General features: G+C 37.9%; 13 protein-coding genes. 5 read left to right on the top strand and 8 right to left on the bottom strand.

What is annotated here, in order from left to right; all coding sequences use genetic code 11:
• Positions 1 to 3: 3 nt before the first annotated feature.
• The 6 genes from H7U17_RS11860 to H7U17_RS11835 form a co-directional block, all read right to left on the bottom strand.
• Positions 4 to 3,153: a SusC/RagA family TonB-linked outer membrane protein gene (locus tag H7U17_RS11860; RefSeq protein ID WP_186756937.1), complete on the bottom strand. Its 3,150-nt coding sequence runs from the start codon at positions 3,151 to 3,153 to the stop codon at positions 4 to 6.
• Between the two features lie 53 nt (positions 3,154 to 3,206).
• The gene (locus H7U17_RS11855; protein WP_186756936.1) at positions 3,207 to 3,635 is read right to left on the bottom strand and encodes a hypothetical protein; all 429 of its coding nucleotides are present in this window, start codon (positions 3,633 to 3,635) and stop codon (positions 3,207 to 3,209) included.
• Positions 3,636 to 3,837: 202 nt separating this feature from the next.
• The gene (locus H7U17_RS11850; protein ID WP_230981376.1) at positions 3,838 to 6,546 is read right to left on the bottom strand and encodes a hybrid sensor histidine kinase/response regulator transcription factor; all 2,709 of its coding nucleotides are present in this window, start codon (positions 6,544 to 6,546) and stop codon (positions 3,838 to 3,840) included.
• Positions 6,547 to 7,093: 547 nt separating this feature from the next.
• Positions 7,094 to 7,612 carry a peptide-methionine (R)-S-oxide reductase MsrB gene (gene msrB / locus H7U17_RS11845; protein ID WP_186756934.1) on the bottom strand — a complete coding sequence of 173 codons (519 nt, stop codon included), beginning with the start codon at positions 7,610 to 7,612 and terminating at the stop codon, positions 7,094 to 7,096.
• 36 nt (positions 7,613 to 7,648) lie between these two features.
• Positions 7,649 to 8,230 (bottom strand): peptide-methionine (S)-S-oxide reductase MsrA, encoded by a 582-nt coding sequence (gene msrA / locus H7U17_RS11840; RefSeq protein WP_222439201.1) that lies wholly within the window; start codon positions 8,228 to 8,230, stop codon positions 7,649 to 7,651.
• A gap of 170 nt (positions 8,231 to 8,400) precedes the next feature.
• Complete coding sequence (locus H7U17_RS11835) at positions 8,401 to 8,985, bottom strand: RNA polymerase sigma factor (protein ID WP_186756932.1); 585 nt, start codon at positions 8,983 to 8,985, stop codon at positions 8,401 to 8,403.
• Between the two features lie 214 nt (positions 8,986 to 9,199).
• On the opposite strand from H7U17_RS11835, the gene H7U17_RS11830 reads away from it, so the two are divergent.
• The 4 genes from H7U17_RS11830 to H7U17_RS11815 all read left to right on the top strand — a co-directional run bounded on the left by H7U17_RS11830 (position 9,200) and on the right by H7U17_RS11815 (position 16,466).
• The gene (locus H7U17_RS11830; protein ID WP_186756931.1) at positions 9,200 to 10,225 is read left to right on the top strand and encodes a FecR family protein; all 1,026 of its coding nucleotides are present in this window, start codon (positions 9,200 to 9,202) and stop codon (positions 10,223 to 10,225) included.
• 140 nt (positions 10,226 to 10,365) lie between these two features.
• On the top strand, positions 10,366 to 13,887 hold the full coding sequence (locus H7U17_RS11825; RefSeq protein WP_186756930.1) for a SusC/RagA family TonB-linked outer membrane protein: 3,522 nt from the start codon (positions 10,366 to 10,368) through the stop codon (positions 13,885 to 13,887).
• A gap of 12 nt (positions 13,888 to 13,899) precedes the next feature.
• A complete protein-coding gene (locus tag H7U17_RS11820) occupies positions 13,900 to 15,657 on the top strand; it encodes a RagB/SusD family nutrient uptake outer membrane protein (protein ID WP_186756929.1) in 1,758 nt (585 codons plus the stop codon).
• A 131-nt stretch (positions 15,658 to 15,788) separates the two neighbouring features.
• The gene (locus tag H7U17_RS11815) at positions 15,789 to 16,466 is read left to right on the top strand and encodes a 3-keto-disaccharide hydrolase (RefSeq protein WP_186756928.1); all 678 of its coding nucleotides are present in this window, start codon (positions 15,789 to 15,791) and stop codon (positions 16,464 to 16,466) included.
• A gap of 62 nt (positions 16,467 to 16,528) precedes the next feature.
• On the opposite strand, the gene H7U17_RS11810 is transcribed toward H7U17_RS11815, so the two are convergent.
• On the bottom strand, positions 16,529 to 16,708 hold the full coding sequence (locus H7U17_RS11810) for a histone H1 (RefSeq protein WP_186756927.1): 180 nt from the start codon (positions 16,706 to 16,708) through the stop codon (positions 16,529 to 16,531).
• A gap of 388 nt (positions 16,709 to 17,096) precedes the next feature.
• Positions 17,097 to 18,404, bottom strand: a complete 1,308-nt coding sequence (locus H7U17_RS11805) for a DUF6600 domain-containing protein (protein WP_186756926.1) — start codon at positions 18,402 to 18,404, stop codon at positions 17,097 to 17,099.
• A gap of 1,363 nt (positions 18,405 to 19,767) precedes the next feature.
• Between H7U17_RS11805 and H7U17_RS11800 the strand changes: the two genes are divergently transcribed.
• Positions 19,768 to 22,908 (top strand): SusC/RagA family TonB-linked outer membrane protein, encoded by a 3,141-nt coding sequence (locus H7U17_RS11800; RefSeq protein WP_186756925.1) that lies wholly within the window; start codon positions 19,768 to 19,770, stop codon positions 22,906 to 22,908.
• The last annotated feature ends 5 nt before the right edge of the window (positions 22,909 to 22,913 follow it).

The raw sequence follows: 22,913 nt of genomic DNA, 5'->3' as shown, positions 1-22,913 counted from the left end.
ATTTTAGAAGTTTACATTAAGTCCTAGTGAAAGCGTGGTAGGCACCGGAATTCTGTTTGAATCGGTACGCTCTGGATCTGAGCCGATATAGCCACTAGGTGTAAAATACAATAGGTTCTCACCTTGGAAATAAACCCTCAATCTGGACATCCCAGCCCATTTGTTAATGATGGATTCAGGTAAAGAGTAACCGATTTGTAGGTTTCTGATTTTGAAATACGAATTGTTTCTGAATAAATAGTCAGAAGTTCTTTGATCATTGAAGGCTAGGGATAAAGAAGGAATATCCGTATTAGTGTTTTCAGGGGTCCAAGCATTCAAAACACCTAGACCTGCGTTTTCCCGTCCTTGGACGAAGTTGTTCCAGAAAATATAGGGGTCTTGTCCAATTCTTCCAGTAACACCTGAACCAAAAATGGAGAAATCGAAATTTTTATAGGAAAGATCTATACCTACACCGTATTCCAAGGCAGGAAGTGTGGTGCCGATGAAGTCCCTATCATCAGAATCAATTACCCCATCGTCATTGATATCCTTAAACTTCAAACCTCCTGGTCTAGCACCTACTTGATCTGGGCTATTGTCAACATCTTCTTGGCTTTGGAAAAGTCCATCATACTGGTAACCAAATATTGAAAATTGAGAATGGCCAATGATCGAGTTTTGTGCAGTTCCTGGAAAAGCTGCTCTTACTTCTTCAGGTAAATACGTTATCTCATCATTAAAGGCCCCAAAATTGGTATTGATTGTAAAGGTCAGGCCATTATCAAAGTCTTTGGCATAGTTCAATGCAAGCTCCCAACCATTGGTTTTAGTAGTTGCGCCGTTTAATACACGCTGTTGTCCTTCTCCTATTACCGAGGCAATTGGAGGGGTAGTTAGGATATCGCTGGTTTCTCTGGTAAAATAGTCAAAGGAGCCATTGATGGCATAATTGAACAGGCTGAAATCTAAGCCAAAGTTCCATTCTTTGGTGGTTTCCCATTTCAAATCAGGGTTTTCAGCTTGTATGGATACGAAGCCTGAAGGAAGGTTTCCTGTATTGTTCCCGTTAATATCATAGGCTGTTCCTACATTATAGTAGATTTCAAAAAAACCACCGATATATTGGGCTTGGTTGGGGCCATATCTGGACTCATATAGACCAAACCTGGCCAAGTCTCCAATTTCCTGATTACCAACTTCACCATAGCCAACTCTTAATTTCAAATCAGAAAGAGTAGGGTTGTCTTTAAGGAACTCTTCGTTACTTATTCTCCAACCGACGGTAGCAGCTGGGAATACACCATATCGGTTATTGCTACCGAATCTGGAAGAACCATCACGTCTAAGCGTGAAAGAAGCCAAATAACGATCGTCAAAAGCATAGTTCAGTTTTCCGAACTGGGATAATAATCGATTGCCTGTTGACCGGCCATTGGAAGTTCTTGCTCCCGTGGCAGCATCCAGGACAAAATAGGATTCAGTTTCAACCGCAAAACCATCTGCAGTGGCAATTAGACTATTGAAGTCATCTTTAATGGATTCAACTCCTAAAAGTGCTTCAAATCTGTGTGGACCTTTAGTTAGTTGGTAGTTTAGGGTATTGGAAAATACCAAGCTGGTGAACTTATTGGTGTCCCATATTAGCCTGTTATTACTTCTGGTAATAAAGCCATTATTGACTTTAGGCTCAATATCTTTTTTCTGGAAATCACTATAGTCAAGCCCCAAGCTGGTACGGAATTTCAGGTTTTCCAAAATATTGATTTCAGCAAATACATTACCATAAAAATTATTCTTTCGAGTGTTGTCCCATCTGTTGATGTACTGCATTAGTACAGGGTTATTCCTATCGGAATATCCAGCTCCAAGAGGACCAGCAAAATTACCGTTGATGTCATAGACTGGGATAGTAGGAGCCATATAAATGGCCAATCCCGGGGTAGGAGCACTACCTACATCAGGGGTAGCCAGTGTTTCATTTGATGAGCTAAACTGGGTGTTGATTCCAAATCTCACAACATCCTCGAAGAGCCAAGTATTGGCATTTATCCGGGCTGTATTTCGTTCATAATTGGTGTATTTAAGCATCCCTGTATTTTTGTAATTGCCTAAATTGACCATTAGGGATGATTTTTCTGAATTGGTTGCTACTGTCAACTCATTATTGAAAGCCCAGCCTGTTTCATAAGTAGCGTCTTGCCAATCGGTATCTCCAGCAGGGACGGTTTCGTCTCCACCTACGAAAGGTTGAACTGTAACACTGTTCAAAACTGGATTGTCAAAATCCCCATTCCAGTCAAAATTGTAGATTTCTCCATAACCACCTGCCGGATCAGCCCCGTCATTGACAGAAGCGCGCCAAAGCACTTCACCTCTTTGAACTGCATTTAGCATGTCGTACCGTTGTGGCTTTTCAGATAGTCTTGAAACATTGGTGTTAAAGGTTACGCTAAACTTATCTCCACCAAGACTTTTGTTTTTAGTGGTAACTACAATTACTCCATTGGCGGCCCTGGAACCATAGACAGAAGAGGCAGATGCATCTTTTAAGACTTGCACAGACTCTATGGCCTCGGGATTAAGACTGGCAAAAACCTCTTGTCTTTTTGTTGGAACTCCATCGATCACATATAATGGATCGTTATTTCCCAAGGTGGTTATCCCACGGATCAGAATTCTACTATTTGAACCAGATGGATCACCTGATTTTTCTACATATAAACCTGGAACACGGCCCTGTAAGGCCTGCATGGGATTACCGGTACTCATACTTTGTCCTTCTAATGGAGCCAGGTCAACAGCCACGATAGCTCCGGTCATATCGGATTTTTTCTGTGAACTATATCCTACGACTACCACCTCTTCCAAATTGGAGATGTCTTGACTTAGGATCACATCTATAATACTTCTGTTGCCGACTGTTTCTGATACTGATGCATATCCAATAAAGGAAAATACTAAAATTGCATCGGGACCAGCTGTGATGGAATAGTTTCCATCTAAATCGGTGATGGCACCTTGAGTGGTGCCCTGTACTTGCACAGTCACTCCAGGAAGTGCTTCTCCTGTGGACTGGTCGGTTACTTTGCCCCTGATTTCACTGGTTTGAGCCATTAGTGGCAAAACAAGTAAAAGAGCAAATAATAGACTTAATACAATTGTTTTCATAGGGTAAATGGGTTTTTCATTTTGTTATTTTAGTTATTGTTTAGGTTGATTTTTTAAAGCATAGATTTACCTGCCGGAATTAATGTTCCTGTTTTTTCAAAGGCCGGGTTATAACTTCTTTTTGTGACTTTATTGAAGGATTCAAATAGGTAGTCATGGTGGATAATAGCAGAAGCACAAATAGCTAGGCTACTGATAAATTCAACAGAGAAATGAAAGGAGAGAATAGTGTCTGTTATATAAATAAGGGGGATTGCCATAAAAATATATATGGTCCGGAATGTGTGGTCTTGATTCTCCCTGTTTATGGTTAGTTTACTGGCATAAACAGTTTTAAGAACTTTATAATATAGATCTACATAAACCATAAATAGTTGGCAGAACCGTTTATGGTTTTCTCTTACAATCACTTTTAAAGGGTGTTTAAATAAAAGAGAGGATGTAAGGTTTTTTTCGAAATAATATATGGTTATTTTCTTCATGGCTTATTGTTATGTCTAAGCTATGAAGTAGGAGTGGAGAAAAATTTTAATTCTGTTTCAAAAAATTATAATTTCAGCGTAAAGGAACTTGATAAATAAAAAATCAACGATTAAAGGTGATTTCAATCGATTTCGGAGTGGTTTTATAGATTTTTATACTTTCAATTTTGTGTTAGGCTTTCAAATTTGTTTCAAAAATAGTTCAATTTTGATGTTGTTGATCCCTGAACTCAGAAGGAGTAATGCCAAAATGGTTTTTAAATGCAGTAGAAAAATAGGCTGAAGTAGTAAACCCTACCTGAAAGGCAATGTCTGCAATGGGAGAATTTTCCGTAAGAAGAAGGTGTTTAGCCTTCTTTAATCTTACTTTATTAATATAATCATTGACACTATATCCCAAGAGTGACTTTAGCTTTCTGTAAAGCTGGCCTCTGGAAAGGCCCATTTCCTGACAAATTTCATTTACACCAAATTGGGAATTGGATATGTTTTTCTCTACCAGTGAGGTGAAATTACTTACAAACTTTTTATCTGGAGACTGTTTGGTCTGGGCGGTGTTTTCGACAGGTAATTCGTGGATATAATGTTCTCTTAACTTTTGTCTATTGGCTAAAAGCATTTTTATTCTTTCCAAAACCAATTCAAAGCTAAAGGGTTTGGTAATATAATCGTCTATTCCCAATTTGATTCCCTTTATTCGTTCTTCAATGCCTTTTTTGGCTGTTATTACGATGATAGGTATATGTGAAGTCCTGATATCATTTTTTAATGCCTTGACGATATCAAAACCATTTTTTTGTTGAAGCATCAGGTCAATGGTGATCAAGTCGGGAACTTGATCGAGGGCTTTGCCAATACCTGTTTCAATATTTTCAGCCTGGATGATATTAAAGTATTTCCCTAGCTGTTTACATAAGTAATCCCTTATAGGCTTTTCATCTTCGATGACAAGTATTGTGTTTTCTTTAGAGTCAGTGCTATCCTCAACAATTGGTACAGGTTCAAAGTCTTCAAAACTTATACTCTCCTCTGAAAAATATTGCTGGAATTCTCCTTCTATTATTTCGGAGGAATTAAAGTGAGCTTTTCCATTTTTTAGGTGTACGGTAAAATTAGTTCCCTCTCCTGGCTGGCTTTCCACCTTAATATATCCATGGTGCAGTTCGATCAAATCCTTGGATAGGGCCAAGCCAAGTCCGGAACCAGATTGCGAAAAATTTTCTCCTTGATAAAAGCGGTCAAAAATATGTTTTACAGATTCTTTGGACATGCCTTCTCCTGTATCCTCTACTTTTATGAGCACTTCATTTGCTAGAGCGTTTTGTTCTACTTTAATGATAATGCTTCCTTTTTCATGTGTGAATTTAAAAGCATTAGAAAGTAGGTTGAACATTACTTTGTCCAGCATCATGGGATCAAACCAAAGCTTGATGTTTCTGTCATCAGCTATTAATTTGAAGGTTATGCCATTTTGCATTGCCAATTTTTTGAAAGAAGACATGATTTCTTCCAAAAAAGGTATGATTTCATGTTCGGCTGCTTTTACAAACATTTTTGATGAATCCAATTTTCTCAGATCCATTAATTGATTTACCAGTCTAAGTAAGCGCATTGAATTTTTTCGAATCAATAATAGATCAGGCTTAAATGGAGCAGCCTCTTTGTTCTTCAGCAGGTCTTCAACGGGAGCTTGGATTAGGGTAAGAGGTGTTCTGAATTCGTGAGAGATATTGGTGAAAAACTCAAATTTCTGTTGTGTGGCTTTTTCAGCTTTTTGGGAAAGTTCAAGTACTTTGTCTTTTTGTTCTGATACTTCCTTGTTTTTGTTTTTTAATTCCTCATTGATTTCTTGTTTATCCCTTAGTGATTTGAAAATATAGATAAGTGAAATGATGGCTATCAGTAAGGTGAGGCCAAAAACAAATAAAAAAGTTCTTTGGTTTTTGTATATCTCCATTTGGATATTGATCCGGTCCCTTTGTCGGATAATATTATCCTGCTGATCTATTATTTTATCTGTTTGCTGTTTGATAATGCGGACATTTGAAGAATCTACCACAGCTGTTTGTAGGATATTTTCCTTTTCAAAGAAATCACCTGTGAGGATTTTATGGGCCACCTCTATAGACTTGTCTCCGCCGGTGGGATAGAAGAAAGTAGCATCAAGAACATCATCTGTTACTGCTTGGATACCACCGTATGGTCCAGGAAGGGCATCTACACCAAGGAACTTTTTATTATTGATGTTTAATGAATTACATATTTCATGTGCTCCAATGGCCATTACATCATTATGGCCAAATATTAAGTCAAATTCAGGAATGTTTTCTTTTAACAGATGTTCACTGAGTTGGTTTTTAGCAGTGTCTTTTTCCCATTGCCCATTGATCTCAGTGACAATATTGATGTCTGAACCTTGAAAAGCATTGAGCAGCCCTCTGTGTCTTTCTACAGCCGGGGAGCTGCCTCTAAGCCCCCAGATTTCCAAAATATTTCCTTTGCCATTCAGGACATTTCTAATGTACTGGCCTGCGGTATAACCTACTTCATAGTTATTGCCCCCCACATAGGCAGAATATAGGTTTGAGGAGGTTTTTCTGTCAACGACAATTACAGGAAGACCATTTTGAAAGATTTCTTCTATTATGGGGGTAATGGGAGAGGATTCATTGGGTGAAACGATTAATAGGTCTATCCCAGATGCTACCAATTCTTTTATTTGTTGAATTTGGGTAGCACTGTTTCCTTGAGCATCCCTGATTTCCAGGCTTAGATCAGGATAAAAGGAAAGTTCACGGTACATCTCGTCATGCATGGCTTTTCTCCAAGCGTCGTTGCTGACACATTGGGAAAAACCAATTTTATATTGTTTGGCGTCTTCTTCAGGACCACAAGAAAATAGGGTGGCCATTACAAAAATGTATAGAAATATTAAGCAGGGGGATTTCATTTTGTCACAAATGAGTTTAGTTATCTGGGCTAATGAATTGCTAATCTGCATTCATTTAATTTAAACAAATATGCACAATTAAAACTTAAGGAAACTGAAAAAAATGATTGGTATTTTCTTGTTCACTGGGGCTATATTGAACTAGAAATACAAATTAGAATGTTTTTAAGGTTAGAATTGCTTTAAATGACTATTAGTGCTTGTGTTTTGCCCTTATCTCATAAACAGTCAGATTTACTTCAATGGTGCTGGGAAAGCGTTTCCAAACTAACTGATTTCCCTTCCTCTTTCATACAATGATATGGCTAACAAGTCAGGACTGGTATTTAATGGATTTATGAAAGGTATTCCATGGCATAAATTGAAGAAGTATAAGTGATAAGCAGTGTTTAATGGCCTGAGGTCTAATTCAACTTATACTTAATCCATAACATTAGTAAATTGGTATTAACAGAAAATTTGTTAAAACAGGATTGTACAATAATTTATGTATTGAGTGGTTCTATATTCATTGGGAAATAGCACCTAGGAGCGGTTCGAAGTCTAGGGAAATGGAGTTCATACAAAAACGCTTATGGGTAGGAGGCGGACCGTCATTGAAGATATGACCAAGGTGGGATTCGCATCTACCACAAAGCACCTCGATTCTCTGCATACCATGACTGTTATCCTCTTTATAGATTACACTGTTTTTTCTCACCGCTTCAAAGAAGCTAGGCCATCCACAGTCACTTTCAAATTTTGCTTCTGAAAGAAAGAGTTTATTGCCACACACCGCACAGTAGTAGGTGCCTTTTGCATCTGCATTCCAGTACTTTCCGGTGAAGGCCCTTTCAGTTGCTGCTTCTCTAGCTACAGCATAAAGGAAGGGAGGAAGTATCTTTTTCCATTCTGTGTCAGCAACCTGAAGTTTGCTGGTGTCGGTTCTGGAATAGTAGGGGTTTTCAACTTTTTCTGTATTGCTTTGTCCCATACTGCAGTTATAAATAACAGTTAGTGACAATACCAAAAGGATTAATTTTTTCATGACTGATCAGTTTAAATGCTTACTTGTCAAAAAGACCTATTTAAGCTTTTCTTTGAATACTTTTTTGAATTTCTCCAGTTTTGGAGTAATTACAAATTGGCAGTATGGCTGGTTTTTATTGAGCGCATAATAGTTTTGATGGTAGTCTTCTGCCACATAATATACACCAGCGGGAGATACTTCAGTAACAATCTTTTTAGGATAGATGTTTTCTTCAGTCAGTTTTTTGATATAGTAATTGGCTTTTTCTTTTTGTTCTGAATTATGATAGAATATGGCCGATCTGTATTGGGTGCCTACATCATTTCCCTGTCTATTCAACTGGGTGGGGTCGTGGGAAATAAAAAATGCTTCCAATAGCTCATCATAGCTAATTGTGTTTGGGTTAAAAATGATTTGGATGGCTTCTGCATGTCCTGTTTTTCCCGTACAAACCTGTTTATAAGTTGGGTTTTTGACAGTTCCTCCTGTATAGCCAGAAATGACCTTATTGACTCCTTCAAGTTGTAAAAATTGCGCCTCAGTGCACCAAAAACAGCCGGCGGCAAAGGTTGCTGTGTCTCTTTCTGCTTGAAAGGATGAATCTAGTGCGTTGGCTTTGCTAATGATTGCCACCATAAAAAATATAGAAATGATTGAGAATATGGTTTTCATATATTGACTTTTGGGGTGAATTGTCTTGGATAGGGTTTGCATACCTTTTACAGTTTACTTCAGTATTCTACTATTTAGTACGACTAAAAGGCCTTAAATGGTTCCTTTTCTAGAAATATAGGCTGTTTTTTAACTTAATGCAAAGAGGAGAAACTAATTAATATTAAAGCGAGGGATATGATTTTTGATTCTTGAAAAACCTCCCTGAAATTCTGTAAAGCAAGGTTAAGATGGTTTTCAACTGTCTTAGTTGAGATCCCCAGTTGTTCAGAAATTTCTTTATGGGATAATCCTTTCATTCTGGACAATTCAAAGACCAATCTCCTTCTTTCTGGCAAACAAGTCAGTGTTTTTTCTATTATTCCCATTAATTCATTGTACTCCACCGTGGATTGGGTATTGTTATTGGGAATAATAAGCTGCATTTGATATTCTTTGGTGGCCTTTAATCTAATTTGCTTTTTGAACTCATCCATGATGACGTTTTTCGCAATGGTATATAAATAGGATTTAATGCACTTGTCTGGATTTATGGATTTCTTTGAGCACCAAAGTTTAACAAATGTTTCTTGAGTGATTTCTTCAGCATTCGAAACAGATAAGCCATACTGAATACAGAAAAAGTATATTTTTTTATGAAATAGAGCGTATAAGCGATCAAAATCCTTTTGATTTCCTTTCTTAATTCCGTCTGCTATTTCATTTAGTTTTAAGTTCATTTTATATAATTAAAAATTTATCCATTATAGCTCTAGTGTAAATATTTAAAATATATGGTGGATTAAGAAATAAAAGTTGAATTTTTGATAAAACTACATTGTGATAGGTTATAAATTCCATGAATCTAGTGATATGAAAAATTTTTTTTAAAATTTAACTTATCGCTTGGGGGATGAATGGACTTTTTGAGTATAAGTATCAAATCAAAAATAAATGAGTCGGGAATTATTAAATAAATTTTTCAAAGGCGATTGTTCTCCTGAGGAAGTGCATAAAATATTGGTTTGGATAAACTCCGAAACTGGGAAACAAGATTTGGATAGGGCTTTCGAAGCTTTTACATCAGATCATGAGGGGGATAATAAGGTTGATAGTGCAGAAATGCTTTTGAAGATCAAAAGTAGAATAGAAAAGGAAGATAAATTAAAAGAATTAGCTGAGTATACCAATAATAGGTCAGTACGGACTAATTCCTGGTTATTGAAAGCGGTAAAAGTAGCTGCTTCAATTGTGTTAATAGCCTTTTTTACTTTTGTGTGGTATAATAACTCACAGGTAGAAGAGTCAGTGTTAATTAAGGATGATTCACTTGTAACGAAACAGACGAAGTTGGGACAAAAACTAAAAATTGTTTTGTCCGATGGAAGTTCCGTTCATTTAAATGCAGGAAGTAAAATAAGTTTTCCTAAGAAATTTTCCGGTGACATGAGAGTAGTGCACTTGGAAGGAGAAGCATTTTTTGATGTTTATCGAGACCCAGAACATCCATTTGTAGTTCAATCAGCCAATATGATTACCAAGGTCTTGGGGACTTCATTTTTAGTGAGAGATATACCCAAGGAAGGAAATACCAAAGTGGCTGTATTGACAGGAAAGGTGCTTGTTAGCGATGAACTTAATGATCTTGGTGATCAAAAGGATAATCATACATTATTGCCTATGGAGTCAGTTGAATTTTCCACAGTTTCGAATAAATGGGAGCTGAGTAAAGTGAATTATGATGAGGTGTTTGCTTGGAAGGACAATATTATATATTTCAATTCTTCTAATTTGCATGAAGTGATCAATGTACTTGAGCGGTGGTATGGATGTGAATTTAAGGTCAGAAAGGATTTTTCTTCGAGAAAGGATTTTACTGGAAAGTTTGAAAACCAATCACTTGATAATGTCCTTGAAGGCCTGAGTGTGACTTTTGATTTTAAGTATAAAATTCAAAAAAAACAAATAACAATTTACTAATTAATATTTATGCCTATGTAAAAAATCCATTTTAATCATAAGCAAATAGATCATCGAACAAAGCTGTATTTGGCGGTTCAGCAATGTCCAATGATCTGATTGTGTTTTAGACAAATTTATTATCATAAAACAACTTAAACATGAAAACAAAGTTACTAAAAAAAATTGTAACCGTGGGAAAGTATGCCTTTTTCGGAATGGTGATCCAATGCTTGTTTCTCAGTAGCTTATTGGCAAGAGAAACCAGGGGTCAGTCCAGTCTGGAGGAAGTCTTCGTTACCCTTAAAGGAAATGAATCTACTATTGAGGAGATATTTTCTGAAATTGAATTAGAGACAGAATTTAGTTTTAGTTACCGAAAGAGAGACATCAACCGAAAAGGTTTTAGAAAGAAGAATATTCCAGATAATATTTCATTAGCGGATTTGCTAAGAAAAATCTCAATGGATTCTGATTTGGAATTCAAAAGGATAAACGATGTAATCCATGTTGGTCAAAAAAAGAATGTTGGAAATGCGATATTAACAGAAAATATATCCATAGATGTGGAAGTGAAAGGAACTGTGTTGGATGAGACAGGACAGCCTGTACCCGGAGCAACGATTACTGTTCAGGGAACTAGTACAGGTACCGTGACTGATATTGATGGGAAATATGCTATTTCTGTTCCAGAGGGCGGTGTATTGATTTATTCCTTTATAGGATATGCCAGCCAAACGGTTGAGGTAAATGGTCAATCCATCATTGATATCACCCTTGTGGAAGATGCCAAAGCCTTGGAGGAATTTGTAGTCGTGGGGTATGGTACCCAGAAAAAGGTAAACCTAACAGGGGCGATTACCTCGGTGAAAGCTGATGAACTGAATCAAATTCCAGCCAACAGCCTTTCGAATACCCTTGCTGGGCGTGCTCCAGGGGTGAATGTGACTGGGACTTCAGGTTTATCAGGAGCCTCTTCCTCCATAAGAATTAGAGGAAGCTTTGGAGATCCCCTTTATGTAATTGATGGGATTGTAAGGGATAAAGAAGCTTTTGATGCTTTGGAAGCAAATGAGGTTGAGTCTCTAAGCTTTTTGAAAGATGCTGCCACGGCTTCGATTTACGGTTCTAGAGCTGGGAATGGGGTGGTTTTGGTTACTACGAAAAAGGGTGTCGAGCAGAAGCCCATGTTTAATTTTCAAACATCTTATGCTTTCTTTTCACCCACACAAACCTTGTTGTCGGATAAGACTACTGCTACAGATGAGTTGATTTATCAGAACAGGGTGGCTGAATTTAATGGAACTACTCCTCCAAATGGTGAAGAAGAGTTCGCTTATTTTAGCAATAGAAGCTATAATGTGAATGATTTTATCTGGCAAAACCCGTGGAGTCAAAATTACTCTTTGAGTGTCACTGGTGGTACTGAAAAACTGACTTATTATTCCTTGTTAAGTTACAGGGGAGAAGAAGGTAGTTATAAAGGCTTGGATCATGGGAAATTTAACCTTAGAACCAATGTCAATGCACAAATTTCTGAACGAATCAAGTTAGGTTTAAATGTGGCTGCGACCCAACAGAACCATAATAGGTTTTATTGGCCTTTTTCCCCAGATGATGATTATGATGTGTCTGATTTGTATAGAGTTACCTTTAATTGGCCAAAAGTATATCCCTACTATTTAGAAGAAGACGGAACTCCTGCTGATTATGTCACAGATTATCCGGTTCAAACTCCCATGGGAAGTTGGTTAGCCTGGAGTGTGATCGATCAAATTGTTGGTGATCGTTATATCAGAACCAAGAAAAGACAGTTGAATTCTATTCTTACTTTAGATATTGATCTAGGGGATGTTATTCCAGGCCTTAGTACTAAGGTGGTAGGGAATTACTTAGCCAAGGATTATATGAGAAAGAAATTCTTGACTTTTCAGAAAAATTATGTGTTCAATCAGGCTGATCCAGATGGCAACCGGTTTATCCCTGCAGCACCAGATCCGGATAAATATAATGTATTTACTTTTAGCCAAAACCAAGAATTTTTGAGTTACGAGATCAATACTTATTGGTCTTATCAATTTGATTGGTTCTTGAATTATAGCCAAAATTTCAATAAGCATGGTATTAATGCCATGTTGGTGTATGAGCAAGCTGAGAATGGTCTTTATGGAGCCACAGCTAGGATGGAAGACCCTGTTACCAATTATGATCAGTCCTTTGTTTATTCAACAGATGCTGAAAGGAGATATGGGTCAGGTTATGAATCTATTGGAGCTAGACAGTCATTGATAGGTCGTGCCAATTATAACTATGCTGAAAAATATATTGCAGAATTTTCTTTCAGGTACGATGGCAATACTCTTTTTCCAAATGAGGGAAGATGGGGTTTTTTCCCTTCTGTTTCAGCGGCATGGAGAATTGGTGATGAAGGATTTATGGCTAATACAAAAAGCTGGTTGGATGATTTGAAATTAAGAGTTTCCTATGGAACCACAGGTAATGATTTGGATGTAAATAACAATAGAATTCTGCCATTTTCTTTTGTCAAAACCTACAGTAATAGTGGAAGTTATATTTTTGGAAACGATCTATACAGAGGGATAGGCCCGGGAGCAACTCCGAATCCTAATTTGACTTGGGCTACCTCTACCACCTTGAATGGAGGGTTTGATTTTGAATTGATGGACACTAGACTGACAGGTTCAATTGATGTGTTTTACAAAAAAGAAGTCGACATTCTGGGTTCAAGATTAGTGACCTTACCGGATAATTACGGTCAGTCTTTGGCTCCGGAAAATTATGCAGAGCGCTCTTGGAGAGGGGGCGAACTTTCTCTGATGTGGAGAGATATGGCAATGGACGGAAAGGTAGACTATTCTATTTATGGAAATTTGGGATTTGCGAGGGACCAATGGGATGTTATTGATGAGGATCCAATTTATCAAGAGGGAGGAAATAGACAATTTGAGTCAAAGATTGGTCAGCCTATCAACAGAATTTTTGGATTAAGGGCTTTAGGTATAATCCGAACCCAAGAACAGCTTGATGAATTATTGGAGCAAGGCTTTAAGCAATATGGCAGGGACCCTTACTTGGGTGGATTGTATTTTGAAGATGTAAGGGGAGATGGATTTTCTCCTGGGCCTGATGGGAAAATTGATGGTAATGATTTCCAATTATTGTCAAAAAATGCAGCTCCCAGAATTAATTATGGCTTTGGATTCAATGTTAATTGGAACAACTTTAGTCTAAATAGCCACTTTCAGGGGGTAGGTGTATATGATAGAATCATCAGCAACCAAGAGGGAGCAGGTATGAGGCAACATGGCGGATCTATTCGTCCTTATTATCCAATTTGGGCTGATGATGTATGGACGCCAGATAATCCAGATGCAAAATATCCTAGGCCAATTGGAAAAAACTGGTATGAATCAGGCACAGGGTCTACTTCTTTTTGGATAAGAAATGGCGCGTATTTAAGGCTTAAAAACCTCAACCTAGGTTATTCACTACCGCAATCATGGGCTTCGAGTCTCAATGTGGCCAGTGCACAGATCTTTTTCAATGGAACCAATATTTTCTCTATTTCTGATGTGAAAGAATTCCATGATCCTGAGCAAAAGAATTATGATTCTTTCCCATTGATGCGCTCATTGACCTTAGGTCTTAACGTTAAATTTTAATCCAGCAATAAGATGAAAAAGATATTATATACAATAGCAATATTAGTGTGGATGTCGGGTTGTTCAGAGATTCTGGATATTGAAGATATCAACAATTACAATCCGGAAGACGTTTGGAACGATGAAAATCTTGCCAATGCCTATATGGCCAATTTATATGGCATGTTTGGAAATTGGAGTTCTGGAGCTGACCGTACCAGTCAGCAAATAGCAGGTATCGTATGGTATGAAGATAGAATTACCATCTCGAACGGAAATTATAAAAACTGGAATTATAATAGGATTAGATTAATCAATCAGGCTATAGTAGATGTTCAAAGTGGAACTTTATCCGATGAGGTGAAGGATAATATTCTTGGCCAGGCCTATTTTATGCGCGCATATACCTATTTTGATATGGTCATGTACCATGGTGGGGTGCCTTATATCAAGGAGCCACAAGATAGGTATGAAGATGATTTGTATGTCAGCAGGAACAGTACCGCTGAATGCTTTGATTTTCTTGAGGAAGATTTGGATATGGCCATTAGCCTATTACCAGAACATATATCAACCACTTCAGGAGACTATGGGAAAATAGATGGTAATTTTGCAAAAGCATTTAAAGGGAAAGTATTATTGTACAAAGCTTCTCCCCAGTTTAATCCCTCTCAACCATGGGACAATGCTTACTGGGATGAGGCTTATGAGGCCAATAAGCTGGCTTATGAATCGCTTTTATCGCAAGGATATGGCCTAGTAGAAGATTATTCTAACATCGCCTTAGAAGAGAGAAATAGGGAAGTCGTATTTTCTGTTATCAATAGTTATCCTAATAAAACAGCCAGTTGGGATCATGGGGTAAGACCTGGTTCAGAAAGTAGGGGGCCCGCTTCAGCAACTCCTACTTGGGAATTTGTTAAGGATTTTCCAATGAAAGATGGAAAGCTATACAATGACCCTACGGGAGCCTACTATATGACAGAACAGGAATTTCTTCAAAACTACTGGATGAACAGAGATCCAAGGTTTGATAAATCCATAGTTTGGAATGGGAAAGTTTATGAAGTTTCCAATAAATCAGGGAAGAGGCAATACACGTCTTTGGGCATAGCACATGAATTGGATGATTTTGGAATTAACCCTGCAGCCCAGACGAATTCCACTAATCTGGATAGATATACAGGCTTTTTTATCATGAAAAACAGTCTTCTCAACCTGACCCAGGCAGAAGTACAGCAATATGACTTAGATTTTGTATTGATGCGATTTGCTGAAGTAATGTTAAATTATGCAGAGACAGCGAATGAAACGGGTGATTTGACAACAGCGATGGATATCCTTAAGCAGATCAGAGAAAGAGCAGGAATTGAGCCTGGGAATAATGGTAATTATGGAATTACAGCCAGTACAAGAGAACAAATGCGAGAAGCTATCCTTGCCGAAAGAAATATCGAGTTTTGTTTTGAGGGACATAGGTTTTGGGACCTAAGAAGACTTAGGATGCTAGACAGGTTGAATGGTGCGGCAAAGCATGGAGTGGAGGCGATAGCCATCAATGAGAACGGTACTGAAATGCCATTATCGGAAGCTAGGGATTTGGCAGATGATTATGAATTAGTTCCTGAAAACTTTAAATACTCTGTATTGCAGGTACCAAGGTCTGGCGTACAGACTAGTGTCTTACCAGAAAACTATTATTTCTTTCCAATCCAGAAAGCTGTTTTGGATAGGAACCCAAACTTAGAGCAAAACGAAGGATGGGGTGGTACATTCGACCCAAGCCTTTGATAGGACTTCGAAGGAGATTTTGAGTAGTTGGATTATAGATTTTTTTAAAAAGGGTCTCTTCCCTAGAGAGACTCTTTTCTATTATATTGACATGATATAACACTTGTATTAACTAACAATAAATACTGATCATGAAAACAAATCATGAAACCCTCAGAAGGGATTTTATCAAAAAAAGTACACTAGTGCTTACAGGCCTGAGTCTACTACCAAATTTAGGGGAGGCCAAGCCAAAAGAATTTACGCAATTATTTAATGGCAAGGACCTTACTGGATGGGTAGGGAACAAGACCGACTATATAGTTGAAGATGGTGTTTTGGTCATTCGTCCCGATAGAGGAGGAAGCGGGAATTTATATACGGAAAAGGAATATGCGGATTTTCACTTTAAGTTTGACTTCCTATTGACTCCCGGAGCGAATAATGGTTTGGGAATTAGGGCACCATTAAAGGGAGATGCTGCTTATGCCGGTATGGAATTACAGATTCTGGATAATACTGCAAGCAAATATGCTGATCTAAAAGAATATCAATATCATGGTTCTGTATATGGTGTGATACCTGCAAAAAGGGGGTATTTGAAACCTGTAGGAGAGTGGAATAGTGAAGAAGTTATTGTAAAGGGAAATAAAATTAAAGTGATCCTTAATGGTAAAACTATTCTAAAGGGGGATATTAAAAAGGCCAGTGAAGACGGAACACTTGATGGAAAGAATCATCCTGGACTATTAAGGGAAAAAGGGCATATAGGCTTTCTAGGCCATGGCTCAGTAGTGAAATTTAAGAATATTTCAATTAGGGAACTGTAAGGTCTTAGTTTGTCCTAAATGAAAAATGCCGATAATAAATATTATCGGCATTTTTTGATCAATTATTTTTCTGAATTCTTGATCTCAGTAATTTCTTTTCTGATGTCCTGAGCAAGGTTTTTAATTGCCTGCATGCCATTTCTTACACGAGTACCAGCGGCTTTGTTTCCTTTTTCGTAGAACTTTTCGAAATCATCTTCTAAAGAATCAATCAAATCCTTAACTTCTGTGAATCTGCTCATAGTGTTAAATTTTTTAAGTTTATGCTATTAAAAACGTGAATATAGGGAGATTATTTAGTTTTCAAGGATTTTGACCAAGAGATTTAACCTTATAAATAGGATTGAATTTTGGCTGTGATAGATTTGTTCCTGTAAATCTGGTACTTGTGGTGATACAATATGGATTATTATTTTGAAGGAATTCTGTAATTAATTGCATTAGATGCCCCTAGAAGGTGTTTTAAGGCTATATTTTACTGGATATCAAATACCTTAAATATAGTCCTTTTATAAAAAGACCATTGTGATAGATGAAATTTGTATTTTAAGTTTTAGTTGAAAAAAGCTTGCCAGAACATCTGACAAGCTTTTAATAATCTATCACCTAACATTAATCTTTTCTCACCAATTAATTATTTGAACGGCCTCTACTGCCACTTGAGGACCTTCTGCTATTGGTACTTGTATTCGAACTTCTAGAACTGCTTCTTGTGGCAGGAGCTCTTCTGATTTGAGTACTTTTGCTTACAGAAGTTCTACTTCTAGAAGGTTGGCTTTTTACTTGCCTATTTGTTTTTGAAGGACTTGATACCCTGCTTGGACTATTTCTTTTTCTTGTGTTTGGGCTAGCTTTTGTAGCCTTGGTTCTGTCAGAATAGGTCTTTCTTTTAGATTCGTATGTACTTCTAGAACTTCTTACCTTGTTGTTAGTTCTGCTATTTGGATAAGGAGTTGCTTTTATTGTTTTGGGTTTTCCGGAATAAGTGTTTCCAGATCGACCTGAGGAATTACCTCTGTAAGTAGAAGATGGAGAAGCAGTTCTTTTTGTATTATTGCTTCTGTAGGTTCTGGAATTGGTATTATTTCTATTGCTTCTGACAGCAGCGTTTCCTCTAATAGATTTTGCTCTATTGACTCTTGCATTTTGACGACTAGTGATTTTTCGTGGCTTGATGCTATATCTATTGTTCCCAGAAGTTCTGCTTACTTGTGGTTTGTAAACGTTTACCACATTCCTGCTGACATTTGTTCTTCCTGGTCTACGACTGGAATTCACTCGATAAACAGGTACGCTTCTTCTACTGTATCGTTCGATATGATGCTTTTTGGGTCCACCTATATATTTGTGGTTATTATAAATCACCGTATTATTGATGACAGTCGTGCGGTTGTATATATTCACTATATTCCTTCTAGGGGCATAGTATCGGTATACATGTCTATGGGTAAATCTTCTATGAGGAACAAATACCCAATGAAAACTAGGAATCCCGATATTTACACTGATTGAAACATTTGGGCCTAAAGGTGCCCAACCATAATATCCGCCACCATTTCTCCAACTTACCCAAGCAGGAGCCCATTCGTATCCAGGAACCCATGCCCATCCGTAATAATCATCATATAGCCATCTTCCATAATGAAAAGGGGCCCATCCCCAGCTATAATTGGATACCCAAGTGTTTCCATACTCGGTCATTACCCAGTGTCCATTTGTCCCATAAGGATGAAAGTTTTGATCTACATAAGGCAACCATATATACCCATATCGAGCATCTTCTACCCAATCACCATGTGGGGATAATTGATCGTAAAATACCTGGAATGATACTCCAATAGGAGCTTCTGCTTTAGCTTGATTTGGGCTTACAATTGTAATTGTTAACCACATCAAAAGGGATACACCCAACCATTTATTTAGTTTCTGCTTATTCATAACTCTGTGGTTTAGTTTAATAATCTGAGGTAGTAAAGTTGGTTTGGTAGAATTTTTGGGTTTGATGATATTATGTAATTATTACATAGTTAATTCAACTTTTTTGTTTATGAATTGATTTGTAAGGTGTAATGCCAAAACCATTCCAAACTTTTGAAGTTATCAATAGGATGCTTTTGCATTTTGGTTACTAAATAGTTTTAATGGTCAGTTTGCGTTGGTTTTTTCTAGAAAAAATAATTTATAATCATGTTATTAAATGTGTTCCCCTACAAGTAAATAGGTTGTTTAACCTAACTAAATGGAATAATTGGAGCGTTTAGGATGTAGCTGTTCCTTCAGAATGCTTCTTTATAAGTCCAATGCTACAAATTTACATGGTGAGAATTAAGGCCTATGGGTTCATCGAAATCAGGTATAGGAAAGAAAATCTTATCTGAACAATCTAATGCCCAAATCATTCGAAAAATCAAATCAGCCCCTCAACTCCTTTATAGTTGAAGGGGGATTGCCCTATCATGGTGATATGAAAAAGGGGGCTCAAGCTTCTTATAGCTAAAATACTGGAGGGTATGTTCCCTTACTATTCTAGGAATTAAGGTGAGGGCAAGCCCAAGATGACCCTAAGACAAACCTAAGTTTCTAATAAGAGAAACACGGCTAAAACACGGGATAAACACGGCTTAACTAGGGGATAAAGACGGGTTAATGCAAGAACGTTAAAAATGTTAAATTCATTAATATTGGATTATTTTCACGCCAGTCATCTGGTTTCCCAAGGCCTGCCCTTCCCGCGGAGGAGATTTCCCGGAGCTTGGGCAATTGTTGAATGAAGATTAGGTTAAGGTATTTGATTAATTGAATTTTCTATATTTTTCGAATTAGGATTTGTCTTGTCTTATTTTTCGTAATATGATTATCCGTTATTACACCAGTAAACTTGTTTCTCACAGCCTGTCCAGATTTATCGGGAGATTCCACAGATCTACCTAGCGGAAGACAGATTTGCATGGAATAAAATATCGTTTCTTTGCACTTTTGTGTTCTTACTGAAAGAATATCTTATTTACAAAAAGCTACTGGTATCTTTGCGGATATACAGATTTTGTAAAATTACAGATCATATGTTTTGTGTTTTGATTGAAATTCCTATATTTATTAGGACACATCCAAGAAGGTCAAAAAATCGTTAATGGATGTATGCGATAGTAAATAAAAGAAGTATTTCTAAAGTTTACCCCAGTTAAGATTACCCAGCACATTTAACTACCCACCTCAGTGCACCCGGAAAAACACATTGTTGTTTTGAACTTGATTATGCAAGTGATTATTACATCTTAACCTTAACATAACCCAATAATTCATGAGAAAAATTTTACTGGCCATATTTTCTATGGCACTAATGATCAACCTGGAAGTCCAGGCGCAAGATAGAGTACTGAGTGGAACCGTGATAGGCTCCTCAGATGGACAACCCATACCGGGGGTAAATGTCCGGAATACAGCTACTAATACGGGTACTGTGACAGACCTTGATGGTAGGTATTCCATAAGTGTTACCAATGAAACGGTAATTGAATTTTCATTTGTCGGTTATATATCCCAACAGTTTACAGTAGGTAATCGCAGCAGCCTTGATGTGACGCTAGAGGAAGATTTAGCGGATTTATCAGAGGTGGTGGTGACCGCATTGGGTATTGCCAAAGAAAAACGATCCTTGGCCTATTCAGTGACTGAAGTAGGTGGAGAGGATTTGATTGAAGCCCGGGAAATAAGTTTGGGAGACCAAATTCAGGGTCGCGTTGCCGGGGTAAATGTAAGTAATATTGGATCAGGTGTTGCTGGTTCCAGTAGGATAGTTATTAGAGGTAATTCTTCTTTGAGTGGTCAAAACCAGCCTTTGTTTGTGATTGATGGGGTTCCGATGGATAACTCCCAGTTAGGAAGTGCAGGTATGTGGGGTGGTGTTGACTGGGGAGATGGATTGACAAGTATAAATCCTGATGATATCGAGTCCATGAGTGTGCTTAAAGGTAATACTGCAGCCGCACTTTATGGTTCCAGGGCTTCTAACGGTGTTGTACTGATTACCACTAAGAAAGGGGTAAATAGAAAAGGAATAGGGGTAGAAGTAAATTCCCAGTTCACGGCCGATAGGATTATCAATAGATTTGATTTTCAACGTGAATATGGACATGGTAATGCTGGCTTAAAACCAGCTAATGCAGGGCAAGGATTTTTATATGGTAATTCTGCTTGGGGAGGTCAATTGGATGGATCGATGGTTTATCAATTTGATGGTGAGCAGCGCCCCTATGTTTATGCTGGAGATAATTTTGACAGGTACTACAGAACAGGAACTACTTGGACCAATACCGTTGCCTTGAGCGGTGGTAATGACAAACAGACTTTTAGGTTTTCAGTATCCGATTTGAGAAATCAGTCAATTACTCCTAATTCGGGCATGAATAGGCAAACAGCTACCTTGTCTACTAATGCCAATTATATTGAAAAATTAACCCTTTCTGCTAAAGTTCAATATTCTCGAGAAGATGTAACCAATCGAGCTAGACTATCTGATGCACCTGGTAATGGAAATGCAACACTTTCTGTCTTGCCTCCAAGTATCAATGTATTGGATTTGAAGGGTGATCCCAACAAGCTGGGGGCAAGGCCTGATGGCTACGAGCTTCAGTATGTCGATAATACCTTTACCCAAAACCCTTATTGGGCTGCCTACCAATTTGAAAATTCTAATATCAGGGACAGGGTAATTGCCTCAGCGATGGCAAGATATGATTTCACTGATTGGCTGTATTTGCAAGGTAGGATAGGTTCGGATTTTTATACTTCTAGAAGAAGAAGTCTCGAGCCTTATGGTACTGCTTATATTCAATTGGGTGCCCTAAATGAGGAAGAACATCGGGTAAGAGAAATTAATATGGACTGGATGTTAGGTTCTGACCATAAGTGGGGTGATTTTGGCATCAGCGCATTTGTAGGAGGAAGTACGATGACCAATAAATATGAGGTCCTTGGTGGTCGGGCCACGAACTTCAATGTACCCTTCTTACATACTTTGCCAAATGGTGGACAACAATCCATTATTTACAGTATCAGGGAATTTGGGATAAATTCGCTGTATGGTTCAGCAGAATTTTCTTATAAGGACTTATTGTTCATAAATGCTACAGCCAGAAATGACTGGTATTCTACATTGCCAACTGACTCCAATGATCTGTTATTCCCAAGTGTTGGGGCTAGTTTTGTTTTCTCGGAAGCATTTGAATTACCTGATTGGATTTCCTTTGGTAAAGTAAGAGCGTCTTTGGCAGGAGCTGGTGGAGGTACCGATCCCTACCAATTAATACTTAATTATAGTTTATTTGGTCAGGGGCATAATGGTGCAGCATTGGGTAGAATCGATCAGACCAGTGTGCCTAATAGTCAGTTGAAGCCATTGAGGACCAATGAGTTTGAGGTAGGTATAGATATTCGGTTTTTTGAAGATCGTTTAGGTATAGATTATGCCTATTATAATAGGGAGACGAGGGATGATATTATCCAAGCGACCATTTCACAAACCTCTGGATATGGAAACGCTACTGTAAATGTAGGTAAGGTGTCCAATTCGGGTCATGAAGTATTGGTGACTGGATCTATTTTGGAGAGTAGTCAGCTGAGATGGAATACGAGCTTGAACTTCTCCTATAATAAAAATGATGTGGATCAATTGTTTGGAGATTCAAAAGTGCTTTCCGTGGAATCGCCAAGAGGTGGTGGAGCGAGTATACAGCACAGAATTCCTTATGTGGATGAAGAAACCCAGATGTACATGGAAGGAGGCTATGGTGTGATTGTTGGTTTGAAACACATGACTTTAGACGGCGAAAAAGTGTATGATGCCAATGGACTTCCCGTACAAGAGACTGGAGCTTTTTATTTGGGTGATGGAGTAGCGCCATGGGCCGGTGGATGGAATAACAATTTTGCCTTCAATAACTTTACCTTAGGATTTTTGGTAGACTTTAAGTTTGGAGGTTCTCTATTTTCAGGTACCAATGCCAACTCTTATTCCAACGGTATGCATAAGGCTACCTTGGAAGGCAGGGAGAATGGCTTGACCATTTCTGGTGTTGATGAAAGTGGTGTTCCTACCACTTGGGAGATTGCCGCAAGCGATCCGGATAACCAGGGTATCACTACTGTCCAGAACTATTATAGCCGCTTAGCTTCCATTACTGAGTACTTTGTTTACAGTGCTGATTATATCAAATTAAGACAGGTTTCTTTGGGTTATGTATTTCCAAGTAGCCTTTTGAGGGATACGCCTTTTACTGGTGTGAGTTTATCCTTGATTGCCAGAAACCTTTGGTTGATCCATAGTAATGTGGATAATATAGATCCAGAGTCCACTTATAGTTCATCCAATGGACAGGGACTAGAGTGGTATGGTGTTCCTCAGACGAGGAGTTATGGTTTTAACCTAAGTGTGAAATTCTAATTGAA

Source organism: Echinicola salinicaeni (genome assembly GCF_014280965.1).
Taxonomy (GTDB): domain Bacteria; phylum Bacteroidota; class Bacteroidia; order Cytophagales; family Cyclobacteriaceae; genus Echinicola; species Echinicola salinicaeni.
This window is presented reverse-complemented; position numbering and strand designations above follow the sequence as displayed.